Consider the following 18,774-nt stretch of genomic DNA (forward strand, 5'->3'; position numbering starts at 1 on the left):
TCTTGGTCACAAATATGAAGTCTTGGGGAAATGTCAGATTTGCGTGCGGGTTTTCGCTCAAGATGCACCAAATATCGCATTTCAGTGAGTTGTGCACAAGAGACAGGGACAAGCCGCAATATCTAAGCGTTTGCGAGTGATTGAACAAGTTAATTGTCAACAGCCCCTGGTTTAGCTAAAAAAATCGGGGATTTTTATTAATTTTATGACCAATCAAGAGGAAACAATAATGCAGGAACCATTTTTCATCAAGAAAGTCGCGGTTCTGGGTGCAGGTGTTATGGGTGCTCAAATAGCTGCGCACTGTGTTAATGCAGGAATAGAAACTTTGTTATTTGATTTGCCAGCAAAGGAGGGGCCAGTTAATGGTTTAATCGACAAGGCAATCGCTAATTTGACTAAGTTGAAACCTGCGCCTCTTGCGTCAGCGCAAACAGCCGCATACTTGAAGGCTCGAAATTATACGGATAACCTGGCCGATTTGTCTTCATGCGATTTAATTATTGAAGCTATCGCTGAGCGATTGGATTGGAAAGAAGAATTATATAAAAAAATCTCACCTTACCTTTCAGAGAAGACTATCCTGGTAAGCAATACCTCCGGTTTGAGTATTAATTCTTTATCTGATGTATTGCCACATCAGCATCGACATCATTTTTGTGGTGTTCACTTTTTTAATCCACCTCGATACATGCATCTTGCCGAGCTTATTCCAGCAACTACCACATCACCAAGATTATTGGACAATCTGGAAACCTGGTTAACCAGTCATTTAGGCAAAGGAGTGATTAGGGCAAAAGATACTCCCAATTTTATCGCTAACCGCATTGGAGTCTTTTCACTGTTAGCGACCTTGCATCACACTATGGCGATGGATATGGGATTAGATGAAGTGGATGTACTAACAGGTCCTCTGCTGGGCAGACCTAAATCTGCAACCTTCCGGACAATGGACGTTGTTGGTTTGGACACCATGCAACACGTTATTCATACCATGCATCATCAGCTTAGAGATGATCCCTGGCATAGCAGCTTTCAATTACCCGAGTGGTTGCTGGGCTTGATAAAAGAAGGACATCTCGGGCAAAAGTCAGGCCAGGGGATTTATAGAAAAAATGGCAAAATCATTGAAGTTTATGACATTAAATCAGGCACATATGTTCCTTCCAAATCAGAAGTGAGTGATGAACTGAAAGCGATAATGAAGATTAATGACCCCGTCGAACGAATGCACAATCTGGTCTCTTCATCTGATAAACAAGCTCAGTTTTTAGCGGCGTGCTTTAAGGATTTATTTCACTACTGCGCATATCACCTGGAATCAATTGCTGATAATGTCAGAGACGTTGATTTAGCCATTCGTTGGGGTTTTGGCTGGATGCAAGGACCTTTCGAAACCTGGCAATTAGCTGATTTACGTAAGATGACCGGGTATATCAATCAATCCATTAAATCAAATGCATCGTTAAATAATGTAGCATTACCTGGTTGGCTGGATGAACTTCATTTGTTTTACACAGAGGAAGGAGCTTATTCACCGCAACAGAATCAGTATCAACCTCGAAGCTCCTTACCCGTTTATCAGCGTCAATTTTTCCATGATCGCGTATTAAAAGAATCTCAGCATCCAGTCGATGTTATTTACGAAAATGAAGGCGTGTGTTTGTGGCATCTGAAAGATGATGTAGCGGTAGTTAATTTTAAAAGTAAGGCAAATACCGTAGGCCAATCCGTGCTGGATGGTCTGGAGGAGGCACTTGAAATTGCCGAGAGACAATTTCAGGGACTCATTATCCATCAGAGCGATGCTTCCAATTTTAGTTCAGGAGCTGATTTACGTGGTGTTTCGATGTTAATTCAGGAAGGCAGATTTCAAGCCCTGGATAATATGATTGCTCAATTTCAGCGTGTAGCGATGCGCTTAAAGTATAGTTCAATACCTACTATTGCGGCATTGAGGGGAAGAGCTTTAGGTGGTGGCTGTGAATTGATGATGCACTGCGATGCAGTAGTCGCCTCATTTGAATCATACCCTGGGCTGGTTGAGGCGGGCGTTGGAGTAATCCCTGCTGGTGGGGGATGCAAGGAAATGGCATTGCGCGCAGCCAATCATGCCCAGCAAGCCGATTTGTTAACTTTTATTCAACCCTATTATCAACAGATTGCAACTGCTCAGGTCGCTGGAAGTGCAGTGGAGGCCATGCAGATGGGGTATTTGCGTCATTCAGATTCTATTGTGATGCATGCAGATGAAGTTTTATTTGCAGCATTGGCTCAAGTCAAAGCCATGCAGGCAGCAAGTTATTTACCTCCGCTCAGTAAACACTTTAAAGTGGCTGGTATTGAAGGTCACGCTCGGTTGCAGGCGGGATTAATCAACTGGTTAGAAGGTGGTTTCATCTCCAAACATGACTATTTTCTTGCAAATGAGCTAGCTAAAGTGATTTGTGGTGGTGATGTAAATCAAGGCACACTGGTCAATGAAGAGTGGATTTTGACTTTGGAACGGAAGTCTTTTATCACTCTGGCTGAGACTCCATTAACTCAGGCAAGGATCAGTCATTTGTTAGAGACTGGTAAACCACTGCGCAATTAAGAAGGAGATTTAATAATGACCAATGTTTATATAGTAGATGTATTGCGCACTCCGGTTGGCAAAGCGCCAAGAGGCGTTTTTCGTCACACTTTACCCGATGATTTATTAGCTCACACGATCAGGTGTTTAACCCATAAACATCAATCTGTAGATTGGCAGGAAATAGGGGATGTGATAATAGGATGTGCCATGCCGGAAGCAGAGCAGGGTATGAATGTCGCTCGTATCGCTTCTTTATTGGCTGATCTGCCTCAATCGACACCCGCGATGACGATTAATCGTTTTTGCTCTTCAGGGGTGCAGAGTATTGCCACTGCTGCAGCATCCATTAATAACGGAGAGATGCATTTAGCTTTTGCTGGTGGTGTTGAAAGTATGTCTATGGTTCCTTTAGGTGGCAATAAATATACAGCAAATCCTGTGATTTTTAAGGATGAGGACATCGCTATCGCATACGGAATGGGTATTACGGCTGAGAATGTTGCAAAACGTTGGGAAATATCACGTGAACAACAAGATGTGTTTGCTGCTGAGAGCCATAAAAAAGCAGTAGCAGCTCAGCAACGAGGTGATTTTGAATCTGAAATTAGTCCTATTGAAATCACCGTGAGACATGCGGATCTCGATACGTCATCTGTGAGCGTCAAGAAAAAAATGGTGAGTATGGATGAGGGGCCAAGAGCGGATACTTCCTATGAGGTTATTTCCAAACTAAGACCTGTATTTGCCGCGCGAGGAACTGTAACCGCGGGAAACAGCTCTCAGACTAGCGATGGTGCTGGAATTGCATTGCTTGCAAGTGAAGAGGCATTGAAAAAATACAATCTGAAGCCCATGGGACGACTACTGAGTTTTGCAGTTGCCGGTGTGCCTCCTGAAATTATGGGAATAGGACCAATTAAAGCAATTCCTGTTGCATTAAAACGTGCTGGAATTACTCTGGAGCAACTGGATTGGATTGAGCTCAATGAAGCTTTTGCTGCTCAGGCCTTAGCCGTGATCAAGGAACTTGATCTACCTGCAGATAAGGTAAATCCACTTGGAGGTGCTATTGCTTTGGGACATCCACTGGGTGCTACAGGAGCAGTCAGAACTGCTACATTACTACATGGTTTAAGAAGAACCAAAGGTCGTTATGGAATGGTTACTATGTGTATAGGTACAGGAATGGGTGCTGCCGCGATATTTGAAGCTTTATAAATATCAGGCTTGTGCATTACTGTCACTCTTCTATAAATACATAAACTTCGTCATTCTGAACTTTGTTCTGTCTGGATTGCGAGATCCTTATCAAGGCTCAGAGTGACGAAACCAGGAACCATCATCCCGAATAACACCAGGGATATCCTCAACAAGGTACAAGAAATGTATGATTTCAAGACATTCAGAATGCACGGGTTCCTTGTTTTTTTAACTTTAGGCTCTGTGAGCAAAATTTATTTATTGCAAAAAATACGGTATTTTCTGCCTTAGCGAATCAGCTCGAATCTTCGTTCAAATGCTGTACGGCTTCACATTGTTCGCAACGACGACTTATTTCAACGAGTTAAAAAATTCTTCACGGAACCAGGAGTTCTCTGTAATTAACCCTCTAATTTTGTTCAATTACTTGCTTTGTTGGCTCCATATTCTAATCTTTATATTAAGGGAGTTGAATTGGAGAACTCATGCGAGGGTTTATTCTAGGAATAATGCTGTTGGCAATAAATACAGCATTTGCAGATGAACTTATTGGATTTGCTGCTTATGAAAATGGTGATTATACAACGGCATATCCTCATTTAATGCAGGCAGCCAAAGAAGGGAATGAGGAAGCCATGTATCTGTTAGGACGTATGTATCAGTATGGATATGGCGTTCCCGAAAGCTATGATGAAGCACGAAACTGGTACTTAAAATCTGCTGAAAAAAATAATGCGTTATCACAGTTAAGCCTGGGTTTTTTATATGATACAGGAAAAGGAGTAACACAGAATTTTACTGAAGCATTTAAATGGTATATGAAAGCTGCGGAACAGGGCAATCCAATCGCGCAAAGAAATATTGGCTTAATGTACGCTACGGGCGATGGGGTTCAAGCTAGTGAAGAAAATGCATTTACCTGGTTCAGAAAAGCTGCAGATCAAGGATATAGCAAGGCACAGGTTAATCTGGGATATCAATACATGACGGGTAAAGGTACCCCTAAAGATGTAAACAAAGCTCTGGAATGGTATCAAAAAGCTGCGGAACAGGGAGATGAGAAAGGGGAGTACAGTCTGGGTCTTTTGTATACTGGCCAGCAAGGTGGTGTCTCTGCAGATGACGCAGCTGCATTTTATTGGTTTTCACAAGCGGCAAACCATGGGCATGTCAATGCACAAACTTATTTGGCATATTATTATTTGAAAGGTTATGGTGTTGACGCCAATCCTCAAAAGGCAGCGTATTGGTATCAGGCTGCAGCTGAAAAAGGACAACCAGAAGCACAGGCACAAATTGGTCAGTTGTTACTCACCGGAACTGGAGTTGATAAAGATTATCAACAGGCCGCCTACTGGTTTGGAAAATCAGCCTCTCAAGGTAATCCCGTCGGACAAGCAAAATTAGGCTATATGTATATGGCTGGATTAGGCGTCGAGAAAAATTTAATAAAAGCCTATGCATGGCTTAAGATTGCTTCAGACAATAAAAATGAAGACGCGCTTAAACAGCTTAAGGCACTTGAAGGGAAACTCACTGAGAAAGACAAAATCGAGGGCGATAAATACATCAAGGAACTTGGTCCTTTAGAAGCTCAAGTGAATTACGATGATTAGGGGCTGTTGGCCAGTGCTTTCTTAGCCTACGTTATATGCTTTTTGCGTAGAGTTGCATATGTACTGTTTGCTTGCCACTGTCTTTAATTAAAAATCAAGACTGTTGCTGCTCTTAAACAGTGAGGATCGTTGAGACATATAGATTAAAAATAATTAAAGCTTTGTCTTAGAATGCTTGCAGATACAGTACCTTTTTTGTCTTTATCACGTTGAATTAAAGTATAAACAATCAATTTAAAATCATCACTTTTCGCAAAAGCAACGCTGAGAAAATATTTGCTTTCTATAGTTATTTGATTCTTGGGCAGATCAATTTTTTTAATTAATTCATCAATTTCTTTAACATCTTTAATTCCCGCTTCACCCCTGGCCATGATTACTTCATTCGTTTGAGCTTCACTAAGCCCATTACCCAGAGACATCAATATGCTTTTGGGCGCGGTGTTAATATTAATGGGGGTCGTTTCTGGTAATGCGGTAATATAGGGCTCCAAAGCTAAATAGAGAGAAGCTGATACATCCTTAATCAGACGAAACTCTGAACGACTTTTCATCAGTTGATGGCCTGGATTGTAGGGTGGATTTTGCGCGTGGTAGTAGGAAGTAAAAATGTCTTTACCACGAGACAGATCATAATTCAGCAGCCAATTCTTTAATGCCTTAGTCAAATTGATTTTATCCATCTGATTTGCTTTGGAATCAACAGTACCAATGAGATTAATGAACGGTAAAGTAAACTTTTTTTCTATTAGATTATTCAAATTAAATCGAGCCTGTAAGTCATAAAGTCCACCTGATAAAGTGACTTGATGATATAGAGAAGCTCTGTTTTTAGGGAACTCATCCACCATCCCTTGTTCATTGGCTTTGTTAAATGTATTTTTTTTATTATTTAGTTCGCTTAGTGACCAGAATGTCACTGCTTGAGAAGCAAGATAGAGCTTATCATGGATGATCATTAGATGAGTTCTGTATATATCCAGTTGTAATCGCGTACTCATTGCTGTAGCAACAATTGCAACCAGTGTCATAATAAATAAAGCCGTAAGAAGGGCGCCTCCTCGGGCAGTATTACTTGGGTGCATAAAGAGCTCCAGGTATGATAAACAATAAGTTCAATTTACCCCAATCATTCAGTACTAAATTAATTTGGATCGCTTTGGGTAGCGGCTCTTTGCGTTGGTTTTGAGCAAGCGCTTGCTCGCGCCATTCGGACAAGACCTGTAGGTTTTGATTTAAGTAATTGAAATAACAATCGTTTAAATTGTTGACTAATATTTTATCCAAATGCATGTTTCTGTTTACAGGATCAAGGCTGGACCAGGTTCGGCGGATGAGTTTATCGTCCTCACAAACCAGTGCAATGCGTTTGAGAGAGCTGCGTTTTTCACTACTTTGGGGATTAGCAACCCCATCGCGAGTCAATTCCAGATATCGTTCCTGGCCAACGAATCCAGGAAACAAACGCATTTCATTTCCTCTTATAGGACGCTCGATGGTTTGTGTTGTATCTTGTTGAATGATGCTGATTGCTAGTTGAAGTGAATTCAAACGATCAGCCTGTTCATTGACTCGAGTTCGGGCATTAAAGGAGTAATACAGGACGGAGGATGTAATTGATGCTAAAATAGCAAATACGGTTAGAGCAATTAAAATTTCAATCAAGGTAAACCCTCTGTTTCTCTTCATGGCAGATACCTGAATGCAACCAGTTCGTCTCTGAAAGGCCCTGTCTGTTTAGGACTTACTGAAATGGTGATTTGTTGTACTTTGTTAAATGGAGTAGTACTGATTTTTGCTCTCCAATACCACTGTTGGCCTAACATTGTTGTTGCCTGTGTTGATTCTTGACTTTGATTTGTCTGTAATAAATTTAATTGAATCATTGAAACACCCTGCATCGCAATCCAATGACTGATGGATTTTTCTTTAATTCGGTTGGTGTTTTCAATATTTTGAGCAGTTGCTTTTAATAGAGCAGTTAAGGCAATAGCAATGATTGCGAGGGCGAGCAATACTTCAATTAGTGTAAATCCAGAAATACAACGTTCCAATTTAGGCTTAGATGTCATTTGGATTTGGCCGAGCTAAAAGATAGGGTGCCATTTGGTGTAGCGCTCAGTGTGGTAATCATTTCTTCTTTAATGGTGCTGAACACCATAGTAAAAGGAGTAATGTCGCCTGAAGAGTGTATTATAATGGCGGGTGCTCCCTGGACAGGCTTGTTTCCCGTTTTAAGTGTTATAACTGTGTTTTTGGGGAAGTAATTAATTTTGAAAATTCCTTTATTTGAAACAGCTCTCCATTCAGTAGCGTCCTGAAGCTTTAGAATTTGATAGCTGGAACTATCGACTCGAAGCCCCATAGTACTGCTTTCCAATATTGCTTGCTGCTGAGCAAGACGTATCGTGTTTGCTAATTGTTCCGCTGCAAACTGGATACGCTTGCTTTCGCCAAAGTCACCATAAGCGATGAGGGCAAAACCTACAGTAATGCCTAAAATCACGATGACTATCAAAATCTCAATTAAGGTAAATCCTCGATTAGTGGTCATCCCAGTTACCAATCTCCGCATTGATACCTGTACCTCCAGGTTGTCCCTCTGCACCTAGTGTAAATACATCAACTTCTCCATGTTGTCCTGGATTCAAATACAGATAATCTCTACCCCATGGATCTTTAGGTACTGACTTAAGGTATTGTTTCCAGTTCGTAGGAGAAGGATTACTGGAGGGTTTTTCAACAAGAGCACTTAATCCCTGGTCTGTTGTTGGATAAGAGCCATTATCCAGTTTATATAAATCCAGTGCATTTTGAATAGCCAGCACGTCCTGTTTTGCTTTTACTTTTCGTGCTTCATCAGGTCGTCCCATAATTTTGGGAACAACAATTGAAGCAAGAATGCCTAAAATCACTACAACGACCATAATTTCAATCAAAGAAAAGCCTTTTTGCCGGTTCATCACAGTTCCTCTTAAAATCAAATGTACCAGTATAACATGCTTCTGCTGACCTGATGAATAGATCATGAATCTCGATCAGGTCACCAGTTGTTCCATAGAAAATATAGGCAACAATGTTGCTAAAACAATAAATAATACGACGGCACCCATAAACAAAATTACCAAAGGCTCTAACAAAGTTAATGAGGTATCAATGAGCCGTTTTACTTCATTATCCAAATGAGACGCAGCTCGTTCCATCATGCTTGAAAGCTGTCCACTTTTTTCTCCACTGGCAATCAAATGAATGGCCATTGGACTGATGTAATGAGTTTCTTTTAGTGCTTCGCTTATTCCGCTGCCTTCCCTGACTCGAAGTGTGGCAGTATTAAATGATTGCCGCATTACCACATTGGTTATCAGACTTGCAGAGACACGCATGGTTTCCAGCACACTAACTCCGGCAGCAAACAAAATGCCAAAGGTATGAATATAACGTGCAACGTTAATCGTTTTTACAAGATAAGAAATAATAGGTAACTTCAGCAACAGTCGATGCCAGGCTGTTTTGATTTTGATATTGCTTAGACTTTTTTTGAAGCCTGCAAACAGGATTATTAAAGCCATTAAAGTATAGAGACCATAAGATTTAATGTAGTCACTAATGCGAATTAAAACCTCTGTCATTCCGGGCAGGGTTTGGCCGCTGCTGGTAAACACCTCGATTATTTTGGGTACAACAAAAGTGAGAAGAAAACTGATTATTGCAGTAGAAACGAGAATCATTAAGATAGGGTATATGAGAGCCTGCTGTACTTTTTGTCTGGTTTGCTGTTGGTTTTCAGTGTAATCCGCCAATTTTTCCAAAACCAAATCAAGGCGTCCGGTTTGTTCGCCTGAACCGACTGTTGCACGATACAACTCAGGAAAAGCATTAGGGTAATAGGACATCGCCTGAGCCAATCCATACCCTTCAAGAACCTTAGCACGAATACCTATTATGATTTCTCTTACTTTATCTTTTTCAGTTTGTTCGCTGACACCTCGTAATGATTCTTCTACAGGAATCCCTGCTGCTAGCAGTGTCGCTAATTGTCGGGTGAGAAGTGAGAGATCGGCAGCGGAAATTTTACCTTTGGTATTTCCTGTACGTTGCTGTGCCAAAGCATGTACCTGAGTTGGGATTAAACCTTGTTCTCTTAATAATTGACGTGCGTGACGCTCCGAATCGGCCTCGATGATGCCCTTGTTAGCACTGCCATTTTTTTTTAGCGCTTGATATTGGTACGCGCCCATATTAACTTTGATAAAGTAGAAAACTATAGAGTGTAATCTATTGGGATTAATAAGTCACTTAAGGTAAACTACAATCGGACTATCCTGGAGACTAAAAGATGAGTAAAAATGTAGTACTTACAGCAATAAAGGAACATGATGCAAAATTTATTGATCTGAGATTTACTGATATACGGGGTAAAGAGCAACACATCACCTTACCTGTTTCAGCAATAGATGATGATTTTATCGAAAATGGAAAAATGATTGATGGATCGTCCTTTGATGGATGGCAGAAAATTCACCAATCTGACTTGGCTCTGATGCCTGATTTAGATTCAATTAAGCTCGATCCTTTTTTCCAGGATAATACTTTATTTATACGATGCAACGTTGTCGATCCTCAGACTATGCTGGGTTATGATCGTTGTCCTCGTTCCATAGCTCAACGCGCTGAAGCGTATTTGCAATCTACCGGCCTTGCTGATGTAGTGAATTTTGGTCCAGAGCCTGAGTTTTTCCTCTTCGACAATGTTCGTTGGGAAACCAACATCAGTGGTTCTTTTTATTTTATTGATTCTGATGAAGCACACTGGAACTCCGGAAAAGAAATGGAAGGCGGTAATATTGGACACAGACCTGCTCTAAAGGGTGGCTATTTTCCAGTTCCTCCGGTAGATTCTTCTCAAGATATTCGTTCGGCAATTTGTTTGACTTTAGAATCTTTAGGTACCGTTGTTGAAGCACATCATCATGAAGTGGCCACTGCAAACCAGTGTGAAGTCGCAACACGCTTTAATACTTTGACCCAAAAGGCAGACGAAATACAAATTTTAAAATACGTAATTCATAACGTAGCTCATAATTATGGCAAGACGGCTACGTTCATGCCTAAGCCTTTAGTGGGCGATAACGGTAGTGGTATGCACTGTCACCAATCTATAAGTAAAGATGGTGTTAATTTGTTTTCTGGTGACCAATATGCTGGTTTGTCTGACACTGCGCTCTACTACATTGGTGGTATTATTAAGCATGCTCGTGCATTAAACGCGTTTACCAATCCTTCAACAAACAGTTATAAACGTTTGGTTCCAGGATTTGAAGCCCCGGTCTTGTTGGCGTATTCTGCCAGAAACCGTTCAGCAGCAATTCGCATACCTCATGTCAATAATCCCAAGGCGCGCCGTATTGAAGTACGTTTCCCTGATCCAACAGCAAATCCTTATCTGGCATTCTCTGCTATGATGATGGCGGGTCTTGATGGCATCCAGAAGAAAATTCATCCTGGTCAACCTATGGATAAAGATCTTTATGATTTGCCGCCTGAGGAGCTTGTTGATGTTCCAACAGTATGCTCTTCTCTGGAGCAGGCGATGGAGCACCTGGAAGCAGATTATGAGTTTTTATTACATGGCGATGTGTTCAGCAGAGATTTTATCAACAACTACATTACCATGAAGAAAAAAGAAATCACTAAAATCAGAAGTTTAACTCATCCTTATGAATTTGAGCTATATTATAGTCTTTAAGGAATGCATTAATGAAAAAACTACTTCTGGCTGTTTCATGCATGGTACTGATTTGCGCTTCCTATGCGCAAATTTACAAATGGACTGACAGTCAGGGTGTAGTGCATTTTAGTGATAGACCTCATCCAGGTTCTGAACAATTAAAGATCCCGGATACTCAAAGCTATACACCACCTGTGAAGCCATCAGGTGGTGATACTCAAAATCAAGACAAAAACGATACAACCACATCCGAAGAACATAAATATACTAAAATAGGGATCATTCAACCTCTTAACGAGGCAACCATTCGTAACAATCAAGGTTATGTCGTTGTCGCCGTTGAATTAGAACCCACTCTGGCGCAGGGTGATAGTGTGCAAATCATTTTTGATGGCGCTCCCATGGGAGAACCTCAGCAGAACCTACTGTTTCAATTAAACGGAATCTATAGAGGGAAACATACCTTAGCGGTTCAAGTAATAAACTCTGAGGGTGAGGTGCTTCTGACCAGTGACACTATTACCATTTTTATGCACAGACCTCGAGTTGGTATGGTTCAGGGAATGAAGAAAACTCATTTCAATCGTCTGGCACAGCAAAGCAATTAACAAATGGTATCCGCATCGTTTATAGAGTTAATTCGTTAAATCTCCGCGTTAAGTTTATTTCCATCTTGGCGTTTGTTTTAAATACTGATAGATTATGTGTCGATTTAATTGCTACCCATAGGTATCCATTTCATGTTTACTCTCTTGTCACCTGCAAAAAAATTATTGCCTGTCTCCAAACCTTATAACAATGACACGACAGAGCCTTTGTTAATCAAAAATGCCCTAAAACTGGCTAAAATTATGCAATCTAAATCCATTGAGGATATTGCACAATTAATGGATTTATCAAAGGATCTCGCTGTTTTGAATTATGATCGATATCAACAGTTTCACTTTAAAGACGTTTCTGTCTTGCAATCTTATCCTGCGATTTATTTATTTCAGGGGGATGTATACCAAGGGCTCCAGGCCAATACCTGGATGAATGAAGACATTGACTATGCACAATCTCATTTGGGAATTCTATCCGGTCTTTATGGACTTTTAAGGCCTCTGGATAGAATTCAACCCTACAGACTTGAAATGGGGGTTCGCCTGGAAAATCCTAAAGGCAATAATCTCTATGAGTTTTGGCGTGAGCCGATTACCAAGGCATTAAACGAAGAACTAGCCTCTCAAGCGAACCCTGTTCTTATTAATCTGGCATCCACTGAATATTTTAAAGCAGTGGATCTCAAAAATATAAAATACCCCATTATCACAATAAATTTTTATGAACATAAGAATAACGTAACAAAAATGATTGGTATTTATGCTAAAAAAGCTCGAGGGCTGATGGCGAAATACCTGATGCAGAATAAAGTAGATACTTTAGAACAGATTAAGAATTTTTCTGATTCAGGATACAGATTTAATGAGCAATCTTCTTCAGAACATCATTTGGATTTCATTAGAGACTGTTGATGTTTCATTCTTTTCAGGCCAGCTTCCCGTGAACATGTCACGGGACATCTAAACCTGAACTGTCAACAGATCCTGGAGGTTAGCTATTAAATGAATGATACCAATGTTTCTGAACGGTTGCATTAAAATAGTTAATACAGCCTCACCCTGGTAGTTAAGAGAAATTTATGTGGAATTTAGAAAGCCGAATTCATCGATTAAACCATTTTCCAGATAATGGGGTAGTGTGTTATGCGAAACGGGATGATGAATTAGGATGTGGTATCAGCGGGTCAAAAATTCGCAAATACTCCAGCTTAATGCCTTATTTAATTAATAAAGGGATTAAGCATTTGATCATTATCGCAGGTCCTCAGTCTAATAATTTGCTTTCAGCGCTTCAATTAGCTCGAGAACACCAATTGAAAGTTACCGCATTTTTAATTAAACCCAGAAATGCGGAGATCCAGGGTAATTTTAAATTGAGTCGTTTATTTCTTGAGGAGCAGGAAATTATCTGGGTGACTCGGGAGGATTGGCCACACGTTCAAGAGCAGGCTAATCATTACTTGAATGAACTTAAGGAACCTGGATTTGTATTGACCGAAGGGGCCAGCGTTCCTGAAGCCATGGTTGGTGCGTTGAGTATTGCTGCAGATATAATTCGTAATGAGCAATCATCTGGCGTTATTTTTCAACATGTTTTTGTAGATGCAGGTACGGGTTTTTCAGCTGCTGCTTTAATTAAAGGCATGGCCGAACGAAACCATCAGGCATCGATTCATGTGCTTTTGTTAGCTGATGACGAGCACACATTCAGATTGAAACTGAAGAATTGGATAGGGGAAGTACCCCCTCAAGTGTATTGTTTCTATCCGGAAACAGCGAAATCATTTGGTTCTGTAAATCAGGTGATTAAACATGAAATCAGAAGATTGGCTCGAGAAGAGGGGATACTGGCTGATCCCATCTATTCTGCAAAATTATTTCATTCAGCGAGAATGTATATCAAGAATAACAACTTGAAAGGTAATGTTTTGATTATTCATTCTGGTGGCATTTTAACGATGGCTGGATTTGAGTTGTAGTGCTTTGAATGATTTAGATTGTCCTTCTCCCTTAAGGAGAAGGAGATTCTTACAAAACTAAAAAAGAAACAGGGATTATTTTGCCAAGAAAGACTCAAGGCTAAATGGAAGTTCAATTGTTGATCACCTTGCATTTTGAAATCAACTTCACAGGTTTCAGAGTGATGAAATTTCCAAATATACTGAGAAGGTTCTACATTCATGCCTCAACTTTTTGTATTTAAAATCACAATAATTCCTCTTCACCCCCTTGAAATTTAATAATATACCCTTATATGAATCTCATTGTTTCGTTAATGAGTAACAGGAGATCGGATAATGGTTAGTAAACAACAAACAATGGGATTTCAAACTGAAGTAAAGCAAATGCTGCATTTGGTAGTCCATTCATTATACAGCAACAAAGAAATTTTCCTCAGAGAGTTAATATCAAATTCCTCTGACGCATTGGATAAATTACGCTTTCTAGCTCTTTCTGACAGCACCTTGTTTGAAAATGATTCCGATTTAAAAATTACAATTCAGGTTAATGAAAAACTTAAAACCATTACGATCAGCGATAATGGAATCGGTATGAGCTGGGATGAGGCTGTTGAGAACCTGGGTACTATAGCCAAATCGGGTACTAAAGAATTTATGAGTCGGTTAACTGGTGAGCAATCTAAAGACTCTCAATTAATTGGCCAATTTGGAGTGGGTTTTTACTCTGCATTTATAGTAGCGGATAAGGTAACCGTTAAAAGCAGACGTGCTGGCATGAAGCCAGAAGAAGGGATTGTCTGGGAGTCCACTGGTGATGGTGAGTTTACCATTGGCTATGAAAAGAAAGCATCTCGTGGGACAGAAATAACCCTTCATGTGAAAGATGAGAATGATGAGTTTCTCAGTAATTGGAGAATTCGTAGCATAATCAGTAAGTATTCTGATCATATTTGCTGGCCTATAGAGATGAAAAAAATCTCCGATGAAGACAATGAATCCAAAGAGTCCAAAGAATCCAGCGAATTTGAAACGGTAAATAAAGCAACTGCATTATGGACTATGCAAAAGCCGGACATTAGTGATGAAGAGTATAAAACGCTCTACAAGCACATTTCACACGATTATATGGATCCCCTTTCCTGGTCTCATAACCATGTAGAAGGGAAGCATGAATACATTACATTGCTTTATATACCAAGTCATGCCCCTTATGATTTATGGCAACATGAAGTAAAGCATGGATTAAAACTGTACGTTAAACGTGTTTTTATAATGGATGATGCAACCCAGTTTTTACCCAGATATTTACGATTTGTTAAAGGTATTGTAGATGCCAGTGATTTACCTCTTAATGTATCTCGAGAAATCTTACAGGATAATAAACAGGTTGAAAGCATTCGTGCCGCATGTACCAAACGTATTTTATCCATGTTAGAAAAAATGAGTGCAAACGATAAGGAAACCTACCAAAAATTTTGGGATGAATTTGGCTTGGTACTTAAAGAGGGACCGGTAGAAGATTTTTCTAATAAGGAAGCAATTTCCAAGTTATTACGTTTTGCTACAACAACGAGCGGATCCGAGAAGCAAGATGTCTCTTTAGAAGAGTACGTAAGCAGGATGAAGGAAGGCCAGGATAAAATCTATTATATTACCGCATCCAGTTATAATGCTGCGAAAAATAGTCCTCACCTCGAAATATTCAAGAAGAAGGGCATCGAAGTACTGTTGTTAAGCGATAAAATCGATGAGTGGCTTGTAGGGTACATGAATGAGTTTGCAGGGAAAAAACTGCAATCCATATCCAAGGGTAAAGTTGAATTCAATGATGATGAATCAGCCGAACAGATTAAAGAACAGGAAAAAACTTTAGAGCCAGTAATAAAACACATCAAAACCATTTTGAATGAGCGTGTAAAAGATGTATTAATTACCAATCGATTAACTGACTCTCCTGCATGCATTATTGCGGATGAACAGGATATGGGCTTGGAAATGCAACGGATTTTGCAGGCGGCAGGTCAGCAAGTTCCGGTCAGCAAACCTATTTTCGAAATTAATCCAGAGCATGCCCTGATTAAACGTCTGCATGATATTCAGGATGACAGCCAATTTGAATTATGGGTGACCATGCTGTTTGAACAGGCTGTTTTAGCTGAAGGCGGTCAATTGGATAATCCTGCTGATTTCGTCAATAGAGTGAATAAGCTTCTGGTTTCCTCGTAAGGACTTTCAGCCATTTTTATATAACCTCTTGTGGGGCTGCATGTACGAAAAGAGCCTCACATTCTTACCTCTCATCCTGGCGAAAGCGGGGACTTCCAATTAGCCTTAAATTTTTCGTCAAGAACAACTTAAGGCTAATTGGAAGAGCGGGGATGCACTTGAAAAAAATTATCTTTCAGAGCTTATTGGCACAATTCATGTCTATTTTGAATGTTGAGGTATGGCACTGACATCAGTGTTGTATTTCTATCCTGGATTTTAAACAAAAAAAAGGCTCGTTAAACGAGCCTGTTACGAATAAAGTAACTCTTATTCGTCTGTCAAGCGAAAATACTTGGTGCCGAAATAACGTTGTAGTTTCTTCCTGATCGTACCACGGCTGATACCCAACATCTTAGCAGCCTGCAATTGATTGCCACGGCGTTTTTCCATAACAGCCTGAAGTAAAGGAGGCTCAACTTCTGACAATATCATGTCATAAAGATCATCAATTGATTTTGTTTTATTTTCGGCAAGAAAGCGAGTGACCAAACTGTACACTAAATCTTGTAAACCTTGTTCTTGTTTGGTGCTTTGAGTAGTCGCTTGTGTATCAATGACATTCATCTTAACTTCCTTATTATTAATTAAATCATACAGTCCAATAGCTTACACGTATTAATGAAAGCAAAATTAATTGTACATGAAGGTTAATTGATTATCTAGATTTTCTAGCGAAAACTCTGCATTTTATTAGGGCAATTCACTCGCTACAAGTTCAAACAGAGAGCAGTCGGATTTGTTTGAAGACAAAGATTCATTTAAGGCAGATAATTGGCTAATCATTTTAGCTGGCTGCTCCGTATCCTGATAAAAATCTGAAATATATCGAGATAATTCAATAGCGTTACAATCATATTGCAAAAACTCGGGAACCATCATTTTATTGACAAGAAGGTTGCATAAACCAAGAAATTTTACCTTAATCAAACGCATCGCCATGTGATAGGTTAAGAGGGACGACTTATAGATAATACACATGGGTTTTTGGAGGAGGGCACATTCAAGAGAGGCTGTTCCAGAGGCAACGATTACAAAATTGGCTGCGGACATACATTCAATAGCTCTTCCATGCGTAAAGGTCACTGGTAGCGTCACATCCTTGAAATAAGAAGTAATCTTATCTGCGTTAATAGTTCCTGCAATCGGAATAACAAAACGAATGTTCGGGTTATTTTGATGGATTCGAATCGCGGTGTCCCTAAGAACAGGCATGTGGCGTTCAATTTCATGGGTACGACTGCCAGGAAGTAAGGCAAAAATCGGTGCATCCAATGGTAATTGTAATGACATTCTGCTGGATAGTGTATCGGTTGTCTGCGACATTTTGTCAACAAGCGGATGTCCGACAAAACTGACGGGTACGCCTGCTTGTTCGTAAATGGATTTTTCGAAAGGCAGAATCACCGCCATTCTATCAACACATTCCTTGATGGTATGAATACGATTTGCTTTCCATGCCCAAATTTGTGGACTGATGTAATAGAGTATTTTAAGCCCTAGCTTTTTTTTGGCATACTTGGCTAACCTTAAATTAAAACCTGGATAGTCTACCAATATGAGCAAATCGGGTTTTTGCGTTTCAAGATGGCGTTTAATGGCATTAAATGCTTTGCGGATAATATTTAAATAAACAATGACCTCTGTTAATCCAGTAACGCCATATCGCGCCAAATCGGAGACAAGCTCCGCTCCGGCTTCCTGCATGTGCCTGCCTCCAATTCCACTAATGCGAATATTCGGATGAGCAGTTTTTAACTGTTTTATAAGTTCTGAGGCGTGAATATCACCAGACTCTTCACCCGCAATAATGACAATATGCTTAGCTTTCTGCATAGCGTTCTGTTAGATTATTATGGATTAAAGCCGTTATATGTTCTGCTGTTTCAAGGGCATCCCGACCTTCTTCTCCAGTCACTAATGGCACACTGTCCTGTTCTATGCAGTGAATAAACGCTTTTATTTCTTCTAATAAAGCATCGCCTTTTTCGAACTCCTCTGAGACGCTGGTAATATCAGGAATTCCTGGATACATTTCGCCATTTCCTTTTTTAAAAACGGCGAATTGCTTTTTGTGATAATCAATAGAAATATAAGAATTGTGTTGAAAGATTCGCGTCTTTCGTTCTGTTTTGAAACTGATGCGGCTGGCTGTTACATTGGCTACGCAATGATTTTCAAAGGTAATTCTGGCGTTAGCTATATCAATTGCCTTGGTTAATATGGGCGTGCCCTGGGCAACAATAGAGGTAATTGGGCTTTTGACCATGTTTTGAATGATATCAATGTCATGGATCATTAAGTCCAGGATGACGTTGACATCGGTTCCCCGTGGATTAAATGGTGCCAGACGTTCTGATTCAATAAACAAAGGGTTTTCCAGGTACGGGTCCACGGCAAGCCGGGCGGAATTAAAGCGTTCCAGATGCCCTACCTGCAATTTGGCATTATGAAGAGCAGCTATCTGGATTAATTCTTCTGCCTGAGCCACTGTTTCAGTGATTGGTTTTTCGATTAAAACATGTATGCCTTGCTCTAAAAACGCTTTTGCAATTTCATAATGTTTGTTGGTAGTCGCTGCTATATTGACTGCGTCTACTTTGCCAAATAAATCACGGTAATCAAAAAATGGAGTGACATCAAGCTCTTGGGCTACTGCTTTGCTTACTTCAGGGTTAACATCACAAACTCCAACCAATTCCGCATTAGGAATTAATTGATATTTTTGTGCATGAAATCTACCTAGATAGCCAACACCAATTACCGCGCATCGAATTTTACTCATTGTCTTTCATTTGCGAATTATTTGCACGCATGATCGCAT

General features: G+C 40.0%; 17 protein-coding genes. 8 read left to right on the top strand and 9 right to left on the bottom strand.

Annotated elements, in window-relative coordinates; genetic code table 11:
- The first annotated feature begins 229 nt into the window (after nucleotides 1-229).
- From G543_RS0110505 to G543_RS0110515, 3 genes are all read left to right on the top strand, one after another.
- Entirely contained in the window at nucleotides 230-2,596 is a 2,367-nt protein-coding gene (locus G543_RS0110505) for a 3-hydroxyacyl-CoA dehydrogenase/enoyl-CoA hydratase family protein (protein ID WP_028384465.1), read from the top strand.
- Between the two features lie 15 nt (nucleotides 2,597-2,611).
- Complete coding sequence (locus G543_RS0110510; RefSeq protein WP_028384466.1) at nucleotides 2,612-3,796, top strand: acetyl-CoA C-acyltransferase; 1,185 nt, start codon at nucleotides 2,612-2,614, stop codon at nucleotides 3,794-3,796.
- Between the two features lie 467 nt (nucleotides 3,797-4,263).
- A complete protein-coding gene (locus G543_RS0110515; RefSeq protein WP_028384467.1) occupies nucleotides 4,264-5,394 on the top strand; it encodes a tetratricopeptide repeat protein in 1,131 nt (376 codons plus the stop codon).
- A 143-nt stretch (nucleotides 5,395-5,537) separates the two neighbouring features.
- Here the strand turns inward: G543_RS0110515 and gspK are convergent, their stop codons facing one another.
- The 6 genes from gspK to lspF form a co-directional block, all read right to left on the bottom strand.
- The gene (gspK, locus tag G543_RS0110520) at nucleotides 5,538-6,479 is read right to left on the bottom strand and encodes a type II secretion system minor pseudopilin GspK (protein WP_028384468.1); all 942 of its coding nucleotides are present in this window, start codon (nucleotides 6,477-6,479) and stop codon (nucleotides 5,538-5,540) included.
- Nucleotides 6,466-7,083 carry a GspJ family T2SS minor pseudopilin variant LspJ gene (lspJ, locus tag G543_RS0110525; protein WP_028384469.1) on the bottom strand — a complete coding sequence of 206 codons (618 nt, stop codon included), beginning with the start codon at nucleotides 7,081-7,083 and terminating at the stop codon, nucleotides 6,466-6,468. The genes gspK and lspJ overlap by 14 nt, the downstream gene beginning before the upstream one ends.
- Complete coding sequence (gene lspI / locus G543_RS0110530; RefSeq protein ID WP_028384470.1) at nucleotides 7,080-7,466, bottom strand: GspI family T2SS minor pseudopilin variant LspI; 387 nt, start codon at nucleotides 7,464-7,466, stop codon at nucleotides 7,080-7,082. Before lspI ends, lspJ begins: the two co-directional genes overlap by 4 nt.
- The gene (gspH, locus tag G543_RS0110535; protein ID WP_028384471.1) at nucleotides 7,463-7,948 is read right to left on the bottom strand and encodes a type II secretion system minor pseudopilin GspH; all 486 of its coding nucleotides are present in this window, start codon (nucleotides 7,946-7,948) and stop codon (nucleotides 7,463-7,465) included. Before gspH ends, lspI begins: the two co-directional genes overlap by 4 nt.
- On the bottom strand, nucleotides 7,938-8,357 hold the full coding sequence (gene lspG / locus G543_RS0110540; protein WP_028384472.1) for a GspG family T2SS major pseudopilin variant LspG: 420 nt from the start codon (nucleotides 8,355-8,357) through the stop codon (nucleotides 7,938-7,940). The genes gspH and lspG overlap by 11 nt, the downstream gene beginning before the upstream one ends.
- A 75-nt stretch (nucleotides 8,358-8,432) precedes the next feature.
- The gene (gene lspF / locus G543_RS0110545; protein WP_028384473.1) at nucleotides 8,433-9,632 is read right to left on the bottom strand and encodes a GspF family T2SS innner membrane protein variant LspF; all 1,200 of its coding nucleotides are present in this window, start codon (nucleotides 9,630-9,632) and stop codon (nucleotides 8,433-8,435) included.
- A gap of 98 nt (nucleotides 9,633-9,730) precedes the next feature.
- On the opposite strand from lspF, the gene glnA reads away from it, so the two are divergent.
- From glnA to htpG, 5 genes are all read left to right on the top strand, one after another.
- Nucleotides 9,731-11,140, top strand: a complete 1,410-nt coding sequence (gene glnA, locus G543_RS0110550; RefSeq protein WP_028384474.1) for a glutamate--ammonia ligase — start codon at nucleotides 9,731-9,733, stop codon at nucleotides 11,138-11,140.
- An 11-nt stretch (nucleotides 11,141-11,151) separates the two neighbouring features.
- Complete coding sequence (locus tag G543_RS0110555; protein ID WP_028384475.1) at nucleotides 11,152-11,730, top strand: DUF4124 domain-containing protein; 579 nt, start codon at nucleotides 11,152-11,154, stop codon at nucleotides 11,728-11,730.
- A 132-nt stretch (nucleotides 11,731-11,862) separates the two neighbouring features.
- Nucleotides 11,863-12,636, top strand: coding sequence for a peroxide stress protein YaaA (gene yaaA / locus G543_RS0110560; RefSeq protein WP_028384476.1), 774 nt, complete (start codon nucleotides 11,863-11,865; stop codon nucleotides 12,634-12,636).
- 167 nt (nucleotides 12,637-12,803) lie between these two features.
- Complete coding sequence (locus G543_RS0110565; protein ID WP_028384477.1) at nucleotides 12,804-13,703, top strand: pyridoxal-phosphate dependent enzyme; 900 nt, start codon at nucleotides 12,804-12,806, stop codon at nucleotides 13,701-13,703.
- A 318-nt stretch (nucleotides 13,704-14,021) separates the two neighbouring features.
- Nucleotides 14,022-15,911 (top strand): molecular chaperone HtpG, encoded by a 1,890-nt coding sequence (gene htpG / locus G543_RS0110570; RefSeq protein ID WP_028384478.1) that lies wholly within the window; start codon nucleotides 14,022-14,024, stop codon nucleotides 15,909-15,911.
- A 309-nt stretch (nucleotides 15,912-16,220) separates the two neighbouring features.
- Here the strand turns inward: htpG and G543_RS0110575 are convergent, their stop codons facing one another.
- The 3 genes from G543_RS0110575 to G543_RS0110585 all read right to left on the bottom strand — a co-directional run bounded on the left by G543_RS0110575 (nucleotide 16,221) and on the right by G543_RS0110585 (nucleotide 18,735).
- Nucleotides 16,221-16,517, bottom strand: coding sequence for a helix-turn-helix domain-containing protein (locus G543_RS0110575; protein WP_018576869.1), 297 nt, complete (start codon nucleotides 16,515-16,517; stop codon nucleotides 16,221-16,223).
- A gap of 126 nt (nucleotides 16,518-16,643) precedes the next feature.
- Nucleotides 16,644-17,786, bottom strand: coding sequence for a lipid-A-disaccharide synthase (gene lpxB, locus G543_RS0110580; RefSeq protein WP_028384479.1), 1,143 nt, complete (start codon nucleotides 17,784-17,786; stop codon nucleotides 16,644-16,646).
- A complete protein-coding gene (locus G543_RS0110585; protein ID WP_028384480.1) occupies nucleotides 17,773-18,735 on the bottom strand; it encodes a Gfo/Idh/MocA family protein in 963 nt (320 codons plus the stop codon). The genes lpxB and G543_RS0110585 overlap by 14 nt, the downstream gene beginning before the upstream one ends.
- Between the last annotated feature and the right edge of the window lie 39 nt (nucleotides 18,736-18,774).

It is taken from the genome of Legionella moravica DSM 19234 (assembly GCF_000423305.1).
In the GTDB taxonomy this organism is placed as follows: domain Bacteria; phylum Pseudomonadota; class Gammaproteobacteria; order Legionellales; family Legionellaceae; genus Legionella; species Legionella moravica.